The sequence below is a fragment of the Shewanella sp. BF02_Schw genome, assembly GCF_014596695.2.
GTDB lineage: Bacteria > Pseudomonadota > Gammaproteobacteria > Enterobacterales > Shewanellaceae > Shewanella.
In genome coordinates this window covers 308,179-321,768 of sequence record NZ_JABKAW020000001.1, presented here as the reverse complement: position 1 = coordinate 321,768, position 13,590 = coordinate 308,179, and the positions used below count along the sequence as shown (strand labels likewise).

The 13,590-nt window shown below is 41.0% G+C and carries 14 protein-coding genes; 1 reads left to right on the top strand and 13 read right to left on the bottom strand.

The window, feature by feature from the left end; genetic code table 11:
* Positions 1 to 14 precede the first annotated feature (14 nt).
* The 8 genes from era to rpoE form a co-directional block, all read right to left on the bottom strand.
* On the bottom strand, positions 15 to 1,019 hold the full coding sequence (era, locus tag HNW13_RS01585) for a GTPase Era (protein ID WP_101086352.1): 1,005 nt from the start codon (positions 1,017 to 1,019) through the stop codon (positions 15 to 17).
* Positions 1,016 to 1,696: a ribonuclease III gene (gene rnc, locus HNW13_RS01580; RefSeq protein WP_101086351.1), complete on the bottom strand. Its 681-nt coding sequence runs from the start codon at positions 1,694 to 1,696 to the stop codon at positions 1,016 to 1,018. Before rnc ends, era begins: the two co-directional genes overlap by 4 nt.
* Positions 1,696 to 2,610, bottom strand: coding sequence for a signal peptidase I (gene lepB, locus HNW13_RS01575; RefSeq protein WP_192114401.1), 915 nt, complete (start codon positions 2,608 to 2,610; stop codon positions 1,696 to 1,698). Before lepB ends, rnc begins: the two co-directional genes overlap by 1 nt.
* Positions 2,611 to 3,060: 450 nt before the next feature.
* The gene (lepA, locus tag HNW13_RS01570) at positions 3,061 to 4,851 is read right to left on the bottom strand and encodes a translation elongation factor 4 (protein WP_101086349.1); all 1,791 of its coding nucleotides are present in this window, start codon (positions 4,849 to 4,851) and stop codon (positions 3,061 to 3,063) included.
* A 417-nt stretch (positions 4,852 to 5,268) separates the two neighbouring features.
* The gene (locus tag HNW13_RS01565; RefSeq protein WP_192114455.1) at positions 5,269 to 5,739 is read right to left on the bottom strand and encodes a SoxR reducing system RseC family protein; all 471 of its coding nucleotides are present in this window, start codon (positions 5,737 to 5,739) and stop codon (positions 5,269 to 5,271) included.
* Positions 5,740 to 5,938: 199 nt separating this feature from the next.
* The gene (locus HNW13_RS01560) at positions 5,939 to 6,871 is read right to left on the bottom strand and encodes a MucB/RseB C-terminal domain-containing protein (protein ID WP_192114400.1); all 933 of its coding nucleotides are present in this window, start codon (positions 6,869 to 6,871) and stop codon (positions 5,939 to 5,941) included.
* A gap of 40 nt (positions 6,872 to 6,911) precedes the next feature.
* Positions 6,912 to 7,529, bottom strand: coding sequence for an anti sigma-E factor RseA C-terminal domain-containing protein (locus tag HNW13_RS01555; protein WP_162023688.1), 618 nt, complete (start codon positions 7,527 to 7,529; stop codon positions 6,912 to 6,914).
* Positions 7,530 to 7,555: 26 nt separating this feature from the next.
* The gene (rpoE, locus tag HNW13_RS01550) at positions 7,556 to 8,134 is read right to left on the bottom strand and encodes an RNA polymerase sigma factor RpoE (protein WP_011638383.1); all 579 of its coding nucleotides are present in this window, start codon (positions 8,132 to 8,134) and stop codon (positions 7,556 to 7,558) included.
* A 234-nt stretch (positions 8,135 to 8,368) separates the two neighbouring features.
* Between rpoE and nadB the strand changes: the two genes are divergently transcribed.
* Entirely contained in the window at positions 8,369 to 9,985 is a 1,617-nt protein-coding gene (nadB, locus tag HNW13_RS01545; protein WP_101086345.1) for an L-aspartate oxidase, read from the top strand.
* 30 nt (positions 9,986 to 10,015) lie between these two features.
* Here the strand turns inward: nadB and HNW13_RS01540 are convergent, their stop codons facing one another.
* The 5 genes from HNW13_RS01540 to nhaA form a co-directional block, all read right to left on the bottom strand.
* Positions 10,016 to 10,489: a protein YgfX gene (locus HNW13_RS01540; RefSeq protein WP_192114399.1), complete on the bottom strand. Its 474-nt coding sequence runs from the start codon at positions 10,487 to 10,489 to the stop codon at positions 10,016 to 10,018.
* Positions 10,470 to 10,718, bottom strand: coding sequence for a succinate dehydrogenase assembly factor 2 (locus HNW13_RS01535; RefSeq protein WP_192114398.1), 249 nt, complete (start codon positions 10,716 to 10,718; stop codon positions 10,470 to 10,472). The genes HNW13_RS01540 and HNW13_RS01535 overlap by 20 nt, the downstream gene beginning before the upstream one ends.
* Positions 10,719 to 10,747: 29 nt before the next feature.
* A complete protein-coding gene (gene nhaR, locus HNW13_RS01530) occupies positions 10,748 to 11,671 on the bottom strand; it encodes a transcriptional activator NhaR (protein WP_101087191.1) in 924 nt (307 codons plus the stop codon).
* 184 nt (positions 11,672 to 11,855) lie between these two features.
* The gene (locus HNW13_RS01525; RefSeq protein WP_101086342.1) at positions 11,856 to 12,242 is read right to left on the bottom strand and encodes a hypothetical protein; all 387 of its coding nucleotides are present in this window, start codon (positions 12,240 to 12,242) and stop codon (positions 11,856 to 11,858) included.
* On the bottom strand, positions 12,239 to 13,414 hold the full coding sequence (gene nhaA / locus HNW13_RS01520) for a Na+/H+ antiporter NhaA (RefSeq protein ID WP_101086341.1): 1,176 nt from the start codon (positions 13,412 to 13,414) through the stop codon (positions 12,239 to 12,241). The genes HNW13_RS01525 and nhaA overlap by 4 nt, the downstream gene beginning before the upstream one ends.
* Between the last annotated feature and the right edge of the window lie 176 nt (positions 13,415 to 13,590).

Genomic DNA, 13,590 nt, shown 5'->3' with positions numbered 1-13,590 from the left:
ACGCTAAAGCCAATTTAGCTTTCGCCATAGCCTAAACTTCTCAATGCACGTTCATCATCAGCCCAACCTGATTTCACTTTGACCCACACTTCAAGAAATACTTTATTGTCAAATAAGGTTTCCATATCCAAACGGGATTGCGTTGCAATCGTTCGAATTCGCTCACCTTTATTGCCAATCACCATCCGTTTTTGGCCTTCACGCTCAACCAGAATTAACGCATTAATTTGATAGACGCCATTTTCCATCATTTTAAACTGTTCAATCTCAACCGTTGCGTCGTAAGGAAGTTCATCCCCAAGGAAGCGCATTAGCTTTTCACGGACAATTTCAGATGCCATAAATCGTTGTGAGCGATCGGTAACATAATCTTCTGGGAAATAAAATGGGGCTTCTGGCAATGATTCACGTGCCATATCCAAAATGCGTTGCACATTGGTGCCTTTACTGGCTGATATTGGCAAAATTTCATCAAAATCAAACTTTTTAGCCAATTCAGTTAGATAAGGAAATAATGATTCTTTATCTTTAATATTATCAACTTTATTAATGGCTAAAATGATTTTTCGATCGTCATTTCGATGTTGAATTTTTTGAAGCACCATCTCATCATCGGCAGTCCACGTCATACCATCAACAACAAAAATAACCATAGCAACATCAGCTAATGAACTGGCAGCCGCACGGTTCATCAAGCGGTTTATCGCACGCTTTTCTTCAATATGCAGACCAGGGGTATCAATAAATATAATCTGACTTGGGCCATCGGTATGAATACCCATGATACGGTGACGAGTTGTTTGCGGTTTTTTTGAGGTAATACTCACCTTTTGACCAAGTAACTTGTTCAAAAGTGTTGATTTACCCACATTGGGACGACCGACAATAGCCACCATGCCACAATAAGTTACATCGTATTTGGCTGTAGCCGTTGGTGCTGCTTGGTTCATCCTTGCCAGCAGTTCATCTAAGCTAGGCTCTTGGTTATCACCTGCTGGCAAGTCTGTTTTTTTGGTCATTTATTCAGTAGCTCCAATACCTGAGCAGCGGCAAGCTGTTCAGCTTTTCTTCTTGAACTTGCCACACCGGTGACAACTTTATCTAATTCACTAATTTTACATTCTACGGTGAAGGTTTGATCATGCGCTTCACCTTCTACCGCAACAACTTGGTAATCTGGCAATGGCTTTTTAAAACCTTGCAGGTATTCTTGCAAAATTGTCTTCGGATCTTTTTGATTAATACCCGGTTTTATCTCAGCTAAACGCTCTTGATACCATGATAATAATAGCTTACGGCACACTTCAATATCGGCATCAAGGTAAACTGCACCAATAATAGCCTCTACGGCATCCGCTAAAATAGATTCGCGTCTAAAGCCACCGCTTTTGAGTTCACCAGGGCCTAAATACAAATAATCACCTAGCTTGAACTCTTGAGCGATGATTGTCAGTGTGTCACCTTTGACTAAAGTAGCGCGCATACGGCTTAAATCACCTTCAGTCGCCTTTGGAAACTGATGATATAAGGCATCTGAAATAGCTATCGATAAAATCGAATCGCCTAAAAACTCTAAACGCTCATTATGTTTATTTGCTGCGCTGCGATGTGTTAAGGCCTGAATGAGTAATTCAATATTATTAAACTCATACCCTAAAGTACGGCACAAACGCGGCAAATTTTTAATGGGTTCCATCAATGTATTCCACCTACTCTATCAAAACGTACTCCGGTCGGTACCCACGTTGGTAACACATCACTCGGTTTACGATCAAATTCAAAACTAATCCAAATTGCAACGGCTTTACCGACAAGATTCTCTTCCGGGACAAAGCCCCAGAATCGACTATCGGTACTATTATCACGGTTATCACCCATGGCAAAATACATTCCTTGAGGGATAACGAACTCACCAGCAGGAAGACCCGCTTGAGGATAAAAGTGCTGTCTGAAATCAGGGCGCGATGGATTAAGCAAAATATCGTGTTCTACATCGCCTAATTGCTCACTCAAACGAATTAATGGCACGTCATTTTGGCTAAACTCACCACGATTAATTTCTACATGCTCAATAGTATGAGCAGCTGGGCAGTCAGATTTATTGACACACGCTTCTTGGATCATCAGTTGTTTATTACGATAAAATATCTTGTCACCTGGTAAACCAACCACACGCTTTATATAGTCAATTTTTGGGTTTTCAGGGTATTTAAATACAAATACGTCTCCGCGCTCAGGTTCACCGGTTTCAACTAGTTTGCTGCGCCATACAGGATCGCGTAACCCGTAACTAAACTTTTCAACCAGAATGAAATCACCCACTAAGAGTGTCGGCATCATCGAACCAGATGGAATTTGAAATGGCTCATAGATAAAAGATCGTAAAATCATCACAAAGGCGATAACCGGAAAAATCGAATGTGCAGTTTCAACTAACACGGGCTCACGAATGATTTTATCTATCGCATCTGCACTTAACTGAGTTGAGTTAGCTTGTGCTGCTAATAAGCTTTCACGGCGTTTAGGCGCAAAAAATACCACATCAATTAACCAAATAAGTCCACTGACTAAGGTTACGAGTACTAAAATGAGCGAAAAATAGGCTGCCATTACTGATTTATCTCCTGCTAGGTGTGTTGGATCCATATGGCTTGAGCAAAGGCTCAGAATAACTCAATCCAGTATGGTGATTAACGAATAAACATTCACCCAGTTGAGTGTTACAAAATATATAGTAAAAATAACGATAACGCCGCAATACGCGGCGTTTAGTGTCGGTTAATCTTTCAAGGTTGTTTTGGCAGCGAATTGTTGGTCATTTATACAAGGCAGAGGCTTTGTAGTGTAGTTATTCTACATAAAAAGCCGATAACGCAGTAAAAATGGCCAACAAACGCTGCCCGAAGGGTTCGGCTAAAAACGTTTTACTCTTTGTTGAGTGAATTTAGCTTAGATTACTAGGCAGCAATCCACTCGCCTCGATTAAAACGTTTTTATCTCGAACAAAATTTAACCAGCAAAGATCAACAGGCACTAGCAAACTAAAACAATTAATTATAATTAATCGTTAAGTTTCAATACCGCTAAGAATGCCTCTTGTGGCACTTCAACGTTACCGACTTGCTTCATGCGTTTTTTACCTTCTTTCTGCTTGTTAAGTAGTTTCTTCTTACGTGAAACGTCACCACCATAACACTTAGCGGTTACATCTTTACGTAATGCTTTAATACTTGAACGAGCAATAATCTGACTACCAACAGCAGCCTGAATAGCAATATCAAACATTTGGCGAGGGATCAGTTCTTTCATCTTTTCAACCAATGCCAAACCACGATGACGAATATTACTGCGATGAATAATCATCGCTAATGCATCAACTCTGTCGCCATTGATTAAAATGTCCAGTCGCACCATATCTGCAGGATCAAAACGAATAAAGTTATACTCTAATGACGCATAACCACGACTCGTTGACTTAAGACGGTCAAAGAAATCCATGACCACTTCAGCCATCGGCAAATGATAAGTCACGGCCACTTGATTACCGTGATAAACCATATTGGTTTGCGAACCGCGCTTTTCAATACACAAGGTAATCACGTTACCTAAGTATTCTTTTGGCACTAATATATTGGCTTCAACAATCGGTTCACGAATTTCTTCGATATTATTCAGCGCAGGTAGGCCTGAAGGATTATCGACATAAATCGTTTCACCATTGTTCATGATAACTTCGTACACCACTGTGGGTGCCGTCGTGATCAAATCTAGATTATATTCGCGCTCTAAACGCTCCTGGACAATCTCCATGTGCAGAAGGCCGAGAAAACCTATACGGAAACCAAAACCTAACGCTGATGAAGTTTCAGGTTCAAAAAACAGTGATGCATCATTCAAACTTAATTTATTTAACGCATCACGGAAGCTTTCATATTCATCGGTAGAAATTGGGAATACACCGGCATAAACCTGAGGCTTAACACGTTTAAAGCCTGGAAGAGGTTTGTCCGCGCCATTTTTTGCATGGGTCAAGGTATCACCTACTGGCGCACCGTGAATTTCTTTAATACCAGAAATCACATAACCCACTTCACCTGCACGAAGCTCTGTTTTGTCTTTTTCTTTTGGGGTAAAAATGCCTACGCGATCGGCGTTATAGTTTTGTCCAGTGGACATCACTTTAAATTTTTCACCTTTCTTAAGTATGCCATTCTTAATACGTACTAAAGAAACAACACCAAGGTATGCATCAAACCATGAGTCAATAATCAACGCTTGTAAAGGCGCAGACTCATCGCCCACTGGCGGAGGAATTTTTGCGATAATTTCCTCTAGTACTAAATCAACGCCAACACCTGTCTTTGCTGAACAACGCACAGCATCCATGGCATCAATGCCAACGATATCTTCAATCTCTGCTGCTACACGGTCTGGTTCAGCCTGAGGTAAGTCAATTTTATTTAATACAGGAACTACATCTAAATTCATTTCTAGTGCGGTATAGCAGTTTGCTAATGTCTGAGCTTCTACGCCTTGACCAGCATCAACTACTAATAGTGCACCTTCACATGCAGCCAAAGAACGTGATACTTCATAAGAGAAGTCAACGTGGCCTGGTGTATCAATGAAGTTGAGTAGATAAGTGTTACCATCTTTTGCATGGTAATCTAAGGTGACACTTTGGGCTTTGATCGTAATGCCACGCTCACGTTCTAGATCCATTGAATCTAAAACCTGTGCAGCCATTTCACGGTCAGTTAAGCCGCCACATACCTGAATCAGGCGATCGGATAAAGTTGATTTACCATGGTCGATATGGGCAATAATCGAGAAGTTTCTAATGTGTTTCATTATGCTGCAATGACTACTACTAAAATGATGAAAATTAAGGTGGCAAATTGTACCTGATTGGGGGGGTAATACCAATCAGATTAAACAATAGTATCCATTTTGGGGCGATTATTAACCATTACAGGAGGTTTTCGAGGCTCTGTACACACATTTTCAGGTTAAAAGAGATGGTTAAACATGTTACACGGCATCATAGGTCATCAGCATAAATGTGGAAAATATTCACTAACCTGAATTCGGGATAAGAGATGAGAATATGATTATAAAGATCATAAACTTAGAAGTTAACCATTATCAAAATTGTCATTTTTTACTAACAAGGCCAATTGACGCGCGTATATCTGGCCTATTGCAAGTTCATTCAACGCAGTTAGTAAAACAAAGGGCGAGCAGTTTGTTATCCCGAGATCAGGCTAACTAATGACTGGCACTGATAATGCCCACTTCTTGGCCTAAATAGGTAATGATAACGGGTGTGGCGTGAGCCTCTAGTTCAGTGGCGAAGTGCTTACCAATAAACCAGGCAACCAATGCGCCTAATGCACCAAAAGCCATAGCAAAACCATTGGTACTCAATCCTATTCCAGCAGCCAGCATATGCCCTATCATTGCCGATAAAAACAACCCAATTAACGGCAATAAATACACCAATGCAGCCGCTTTAATGATGACGCTTTCAGGTAAACCTATTTTAAGCAAATCACCGCTATGGCAAGGTCTTTCACTCGGTAATGAAAAACGTTGTGTATGAACCGAAAAAGCTTTAGCGATCGTCGATGTGCCACAATTTTCACTGCTGGCACAATGGTTACATGCACTTTTTAATTCAACCTCAACAGTTACCCAGCCTTGTTGATAATCAACCACGCGGGCAATTTCTTCCATCATAGTGGATGTGGATGACTCGGACATGTGGCTATTCATTTAATCAGCTCAAACCATAAATAAGGATTCAATTTTAGCACAATGCCGCTCATTGGCTAAGCAAGTTTACCGCTAAGCTATATCATTTCTAATTTGCCACTAGAAACACGAAAGCCGTGACACAAAATATTGTTGTCACGGCTTGCTTGTTAACGAGCATTGTTTATTTTAATACTAAACTATTGGCTATCCTGTCTAACGTTTCAGAAGGAACCTTACCGATAGCTACAACCTCAAGCGTACCCACTTTAACAACTACCATAGATAAACCATTACGAATAAGCAGTTCATTGGGCATCGGATTTTCTCCCGCTCGCGCGACATAAACAGAAATATTGGCTAATCCATCCGTTAACGCCACATATTCAACTGGCTCGTGAATACCTATCAAGCGATGATGATCGCGAACAACCACATCAAATCCTTCTGGTAACCAAGTAAATTGCCAGTTTTTACCATCCGTGCGTTCCGCTTGGTTCATCACTGCTGGCCACTCTTGCTTTGCGGCTTCAATTAAAATGTTCGCAGGTTCGGTTAATTCAATCAGCTCAATGACCATGGTTTGTTCAAGTAATTGTTTTTCTTTATTGAGGGAGTCAAAACGTAATGGCAAATAAGTGTCCATATCAATCCACACTTGAGCATCATAACGATTGTCATCATTGGCGAGTAAACGGATCATTTGCCCAGGGCGTCCAGCAATACGTCCGCGGCCACCTTTTACAAACTGATAGCCTTTTTCAAGCTGGCTTAAATCTCCCGCTAAAGCTGCTGGCCAAATTCCCTGAATACGAGGCGCTACCACACTGTAAGCCGGTTGGTCATGTTCTATAAACGTAACCGTATTACCCACTCGCACTGCATTTTTCGGCGGACCATTAAGGTATTCAAGTAAAGCGACTTCTTTATTATCGACAATGCCATGAATGTAAACAAGCGGACGGATATGGTCGGCTTGTAGCTGAATAATAGAGGTTTTGTATTGTTTATCGTGCATTGCTTGGCTCATATTCTTAAGCCAAGCTTTAGCAGATAAATCTTCTTCAGCGTGTGTTGGAAAGGTTAACACTAACAGTGCTAGCAGGATAAGGCGCAAGCTAACTCCTAACATGGTAAGACAAGGTTCTGCCGGCGGATTATGGATTTACCGCGGCATCTTGCACGCTATTATCATCAACAGCAACACCTGGATTCAAGCGTTGTTGTAACATGTGATCTTGGATATAAGCATTAATACGGCGACGCTGTTCTATAACTTGCTCATTAGAATAGCTTTGTTGATTTTGTACCGCACCAGTCTGATAGCTTACCGGTGACACACTCCCCACTAAAGGACGAGTCATTAATACCGGTAACGGTGACTCTGCATCACTGGTTTGGTTATAATTTTGCACCCCAACAATGGCCACCATAGCAACTGTTGCTGCAATAGCATATTGGCCAAACTGTTTGAAAAATGGCACCACGTTTGAACCCACTGCAACTTGCTGTGGAGTGCTAATTGGCTCGACTAATTCACTTTGCTTGACTTGAGGCATAATAATTGTCGGTTCAAGCTCAATTGCTGCAGTGATGCTAGCAAAAAGGTCTAAGTCAATGGCTGTCGGCAACTCGCCGCGCATTGCATCGCCTATCATGTGATAGCGTTGCCATTCATCATGTGAATCAACGTCGGCAGAAAGCTGCGCCAATGTTTTATCATCGGCTTCACCATCAACTGCTGCAGATACCCACTCTTGACTTGATTTAAGCATTATTCACCTATCTAAGGTTAAGGCTGTTACTTTTCCAGCAAAGGCTGGAGCTGTTTGTCGATTGCTTCTCGAGCACGAAAGATACGCGATCTTACCGTGCCAACAGGGCAATCCATTATATTAGCAATATCTTCATAACTCATTCCTTCTAGCTCTCTGAGCGATATTGCCATTTTTAACTCTTCAGGCAGAGTGTCGAGCGTATCAAAGATCACTTTACTCATTTGATCTTTCATTAATAATCGCTCTGGTGATGCAAACTCTTTTAACGCATCACTGCCTTCATAATATTCTGCATCTTCTATATCAACATCGTTTGCAGGTGCTCTGCGCCCTTGCGATGTAAGATGGTTTTTTGCGGTGTTTACCGCAATACGATACAACCAAGTATAAAATGCACTTTCACCACGAAAATTTGCTAACGCTCTATACGCTTTAATAAAGGCTTCTTGTGTCACATCCGCTACATCCGCTTGATTGCGTACATACCTAGAAATCAAACTCATCACTTTATTTTGATACTTCAGCACTAACAGGTTAAATGCATTTTTATCGCCTTGCTGTACTCGCTCAACTAATTGTTGATCACTATATTGTCCACTCATCCGAGCCGACTACTCCTAAATCTGTAATACTGATTTCTCAGTCGCTCGAATCCTGTTCATATAAGTAGACCTACTGATATGAAAAAAGTTCGATATTGAATTAAAAAAAATTAATTTATTTTACATATAAACAAAATATCTAAGCAAAATCACAATAAAATACGCTGTAAAAGTACCCTGTCGTAGTAATTTGATTTACTATGATCAAACCACATAGCCACACCATGATACCTGATGAAACAAGCAGTTGAACACCAATCTGACATTTTGGTCATCGGCAGCGGTGCTGCAGGACTAACTTTAGCACTACATCTTGCTGAAAAATCAAAAGTAATTCTTCTTTCTAAAGGCCCATTATCAGAAGGGTCAACATTATACGCTCAAGGTGGAATCGCCTCTGTTTTCGATGAAGGCGACACAATTGAGTCCCACGTCAACGATACCTTAATCGCTGGCGCCGGATTATGCGATAAATCAGTTGTGACCTACACCGCAGAAAATGCCAAAAGTGCAATGCAATGGTTAATTAATTGTGGCGTGGCATTTGATAAAGAAGAAACCTTAGCTGGAGTCGATAATAGTACAGCCCCCTACCACCTAACCCGTGAAGGAGGGCATAGCCATCGTCGTATTCTGCATTCTGCCGATGCTACCGGTAAAGCGGTACAAACTACATTACAAGAACGTGCAATCGCTCACCCAAACATACAAGTGCTTGAACGTTACAATGCGATTGATTTAATCACCACGCGTAAATTGCATCGACCGGGTAACCGTGTGCTTGGTGCTTATGTGTGGAATCGCGATGAGGAACATGTAGAAACCGTCAGAGCCAAATTTGTTGCGTTAGCAACTGGCGGCAGCTCAAAAGTGTACCAATACACCTCGAACCCTGATATTGCCAGTGGCGATGGTATTGCAATGGCATGGCGCGCAGGTTGTCGAATTGCCAATATGGAATTTAATCAATTCCATCCAACGTGTTTATTTCACCCTAATGCCAGAAACTTCTTGTTAACGGAAGCATTACGCGGTGAAGGAGCTTATTTACGTCGTCCTGATGGCAGCCGTTTTATGCCAGATTTCGACGAAAGAGCTGAACTCGCTCCTCGCGATATTGTTGCTCGCGCCATTGATTATGAAATGAAACGTTTAGGTGTTGATTGTGTGTATTTAGATATCAGCCATAAACCTGCTGACTTTATCATTAAACACTTTCCAACCATTTATCAACGTTGTCTTGAATTGGGTATTGATATCACCAAAGACCCAATTCCAGCGGTTCCAGCGGCACACTATACATGTGGTGGTGTGATGACTGACCTTCATGGTCAAACCGATATTAATGGCTTATATGCTATTGGCGAAGTGGCTTACACAGGCTTACATGGCGCTAATAGACTGGCGAGCAATTCACTACTGGAGTGTTTAGTCTTTGCCCGTGCGGCCTCACAAGATATTGAAGGTTTGTTGCATAAAATACCGATGCCTTGCCCAATACCTTTATGGGACGAGAGCAAAGTAACTAACTCTGATGAAGAAGTCGTTATTGCCCATAATTGGCACGAACTGCGCCTATTTATGTGGGATTACGTCGGTATTGTCAGAACAGATAAACGATTAGAACGAGCACTACGAAGATGTTTGATGCTTCAACAAGAGATTGAAGAGTACTATTCAAACTTCCGTGTCAGTAACAATTTATTAGAGCTGCGTAATTTGGTGCAAGTTGCAGAATTAATTATTCGATGTGCAATGGAACGTAAAGAAAGTCGAGGCCTTCATTATAATATTGATTATCCTGAACAAATCGACAATCCTAAACCAACCATTTTACAACCGAGCAGTTAAACGCTGTCAACGTCACTCAACTTCACGTCATTAATGGCTTAATAATAGACGACACAGATTACGATATGCTGTGTCGTCTAACATATCACTCCACACCAGCAATACTCTGTTCTCGCCCGTTTGAAGATGTTGTAAATAAATAATGCACAGTAATGGACTGATAAACGGTTTTTTAGTGAGTGTTATTTTACTGAGACTTCCATTTTCACCTTGCAATAATGTACCAGCCCCCTTGTCACCTAAAGTAAGCAAACAACGCCAACTAGATACTCTGCGCCAGCTGTAAAAAAAAATGAAGATAATGGTAACGAATAACAACATTTGAATGGTGTGGTATATCAAGGAAGGATAATAAGGCCAAGCTAAAAAGCTCGTTAATACAACAGCAAACGATACCACTAAGGCACCACGCTGCAAAAATGAAGCACTCAATGCAAATTGTTGCATATGAGTGCTAGTACTGACCAATACATCAACAGGCGGGTTAAGGTGCTGCTCTTCCACGGACTTTGATTATCATATTGGCGAACAATGGATCTGAACATTGTTCATGGCCCATAAACCAAGCAAATAACTCCGGATCTTCACACTCTAATAAACGAATAAAAGTGTTTTTATCATCATCGCTCATGGCTTCGTATTGGGCTTCGACAAAGGGTTGAAACAATATATCTAATTCTAACATTCCGCGGCGGCATGCCCAGCGTACACGAGCTATATTCATTAATTCCAACACAAATCTCCTGATGTCTATATCACAAGCTAGCTTATACGGTTTTCAAAATCTTGTACTTGTAGATCTCGTCCTGCAAATAAATCACTAAAATCCGTTGCCAGTAATGATTTTACCGCCGGATGTTGGATCATTCGCTCAGCGAACATCACATGGTACTCTTCTTTAATATCGGTGGTTTCACCAAGTAACACCATACCTTGAGAGAGTATATCATGACGATAAATAGACGGTGCGACAAAAATTCCCTGATTAAAATAGCCGAATGCTTTCATCATTTCGGCATCGTCAAATTCACCCAAGATACTAACATTAAGACTTTTTTCAGCAAACCAACCGTGTAACTGTTGTCCTAATGATGTCCGCTTACCCGGTATGAGTAATTTACGCTGCTCAAGACAAGCGGGAAAAGGGACTGGAATCGCTTCAGCCGAGAAGAAACTGACACCACATTCACCAAGCTTTTTCGATAAAATTTCAGGGAATTTCAACGAGCCGCCAGCGCAATCAGATAAAATCATGTCAAGCTTATGCTCACGTAAACGCTCAATAAGGCTATCATGGGTTGATTCATAACACGCCAAATGAACCGAACCATCATCTGGAATAACAGTTAACAACACTCTACTCACTAAAGCTTTAGATAAAGCATCAGCAATACCTACCTCAAACAGCAGTGAATCATCTTTTTGATAATTAAGTATATCGAGCATTTCATAGCTCAAGCTAAACATTTTATCGGCATAACGAAATACTAATTCGCCCAACTCTGTAGCAACTAAATTACGACCGACACGCTTAAATAACGTGCCTTTTAATCGCTCTTCTAATGCACGAATTTGCCCCGTTATGGTTTGCGGGGCCAAACACAATGCTTCAGCCGCTTTAGTCACTGAGCCTTTTTTTTGTACCATCCAAAAATAATATAAATGGTTATAATTTAAATGCTGCATATCAATCATTAACCTAACAAAATTTACTCACACTACTATAGCAAATAAACCGCTACTTCTATTGCTCATTAATCTATACCAATCAACGACAATATTAGTTCACCATAGATAGTTCACCATATTGATTAGCCAAGATTAGTCATAAAAAAACGCAGCCAAATGGCTGCGTTAAGTAAAGACGTAGTTACTGACTCCGTCGGCAATCCATCAAACTAGTGATCACTGACTCAAGCTCATCACTGTTATTGACATTGTTCAACGACACCTGCTCTGTGAGTGCTGATACAATTTCAGATTTCACCGGTATATGACTAGCGCAATAATTCAAATTCGCCGATTGATAACGTTTTCCTGCTCGGTATTTTAGTGCTCTTGACTCGTAATCGTTAGGATCTATTCTTTTCTTTGCCAAATCATCACGATACATTAGCGCACCATCTACCACACCTTCTAGATAACTTTGGCAAGTCGGTGAATCAGATGATTCTAAACAAACATTAAATGATTCAGCCGATACAGGAATAACAAAACTGGTCAGTAGTATTCCAAAGGTTAATTTATTCAATTTCATGATTTTACTCCATTTTCAGGCAGTACCTTGGCCAACCAAAAGTAGCCAATCACAGCCGCAAATAACGATCCTGTTAAAATACCTAGTCTTGCATAATCACCAAATGCAGCGGGTGAGTTCTCAAATGCTAACGAAGCAATAAACACCGACATGGTAAAGCCGATACCACACATAACAGCAACCGGTATGATATGCCTCCAACCAATCCCTGGTGGTAGTTCAGCTAACTTAAGTTTTACTGCTAAATAACTGAATAACAGCACCCCGATCGGCTTACCCAACAACAGACCCATGATGATACCTAGGGTGATAGGTTCAGCAAATGTATCAAATGACATATTAGTTAATGACAGACCAGCGTTGGCAAAAGCAAATACCGGCAGGATCATAAAGGTGCTCCAAGGGTGCAACTTATGCTCTAAATGCTCAGATGGCGAGGAACCATCTTTTGCTCTAAGTGGAATACAAAATGCAATAATCACTCCGGCCAATGTCGCATGTACTCCAGACTTCAATACAGCAACCCAAAGAATAAAACCGAGTAAACCGTAAGGCAGAATTGAACTGACTCCTTTCCTGTTCAGTGCGACCATCAGCACGATCGATACCGCGGCAATAACCAAACTAAGCATTGATAAATCAGTGCTGTAAAACAGAGCAATAATAACAATGACTCCTAGATCGTCAATAATTGCCAGTGCTAACAAAAACACTTTTAACGCCACGGGCACACGACTACCGAGCAGTGCCATAATACCTAGCGCAAAGGCGATATCAGTAGCAGCAGGAATAGCCCATCCGATCTGAGTTTCTGGGTTTGAGTAATTAAATGCTAAGTAAAATAATGCCGGAAACACCATGCCACCAATCGCAGCAAAGCTGGGCAATGATGCCTTAGCTACGCTCGATAGCGCACCTTCAAGTAATTCACGCTTTACTTCTAAACCGATTAATAAAAAGAATAATGCCATCAAGCCATCATTGATCCACAGTAAAAGCGGCTTATCGATATCAAGATCACCTACTCTAAGCTGCACTTCGGTGCCTAAGAAATCTTGATATACACCCGCTAACGGTGAATTGGCTAAAATCATCGCCAATGCGACGGCAACGATTAATAAAATGCCACCCGCAGACTCTTGGCTTAAGAAGTTCTTAATTGCTCGTTCCATATAACACTCCTAAAAAAACAATGGGATCAGTCTATCTGATATATTCAAACAATAATAATCGATTGTTTCTTGATGTTAACTCGGCTTAACCGAGGTGTCGATCGTGAAGTTAGCTCTAAAAGTAAAAATAATTAATTGAACCTGCATTTCATTTGGCAATGATTTGCCGGCCTTGA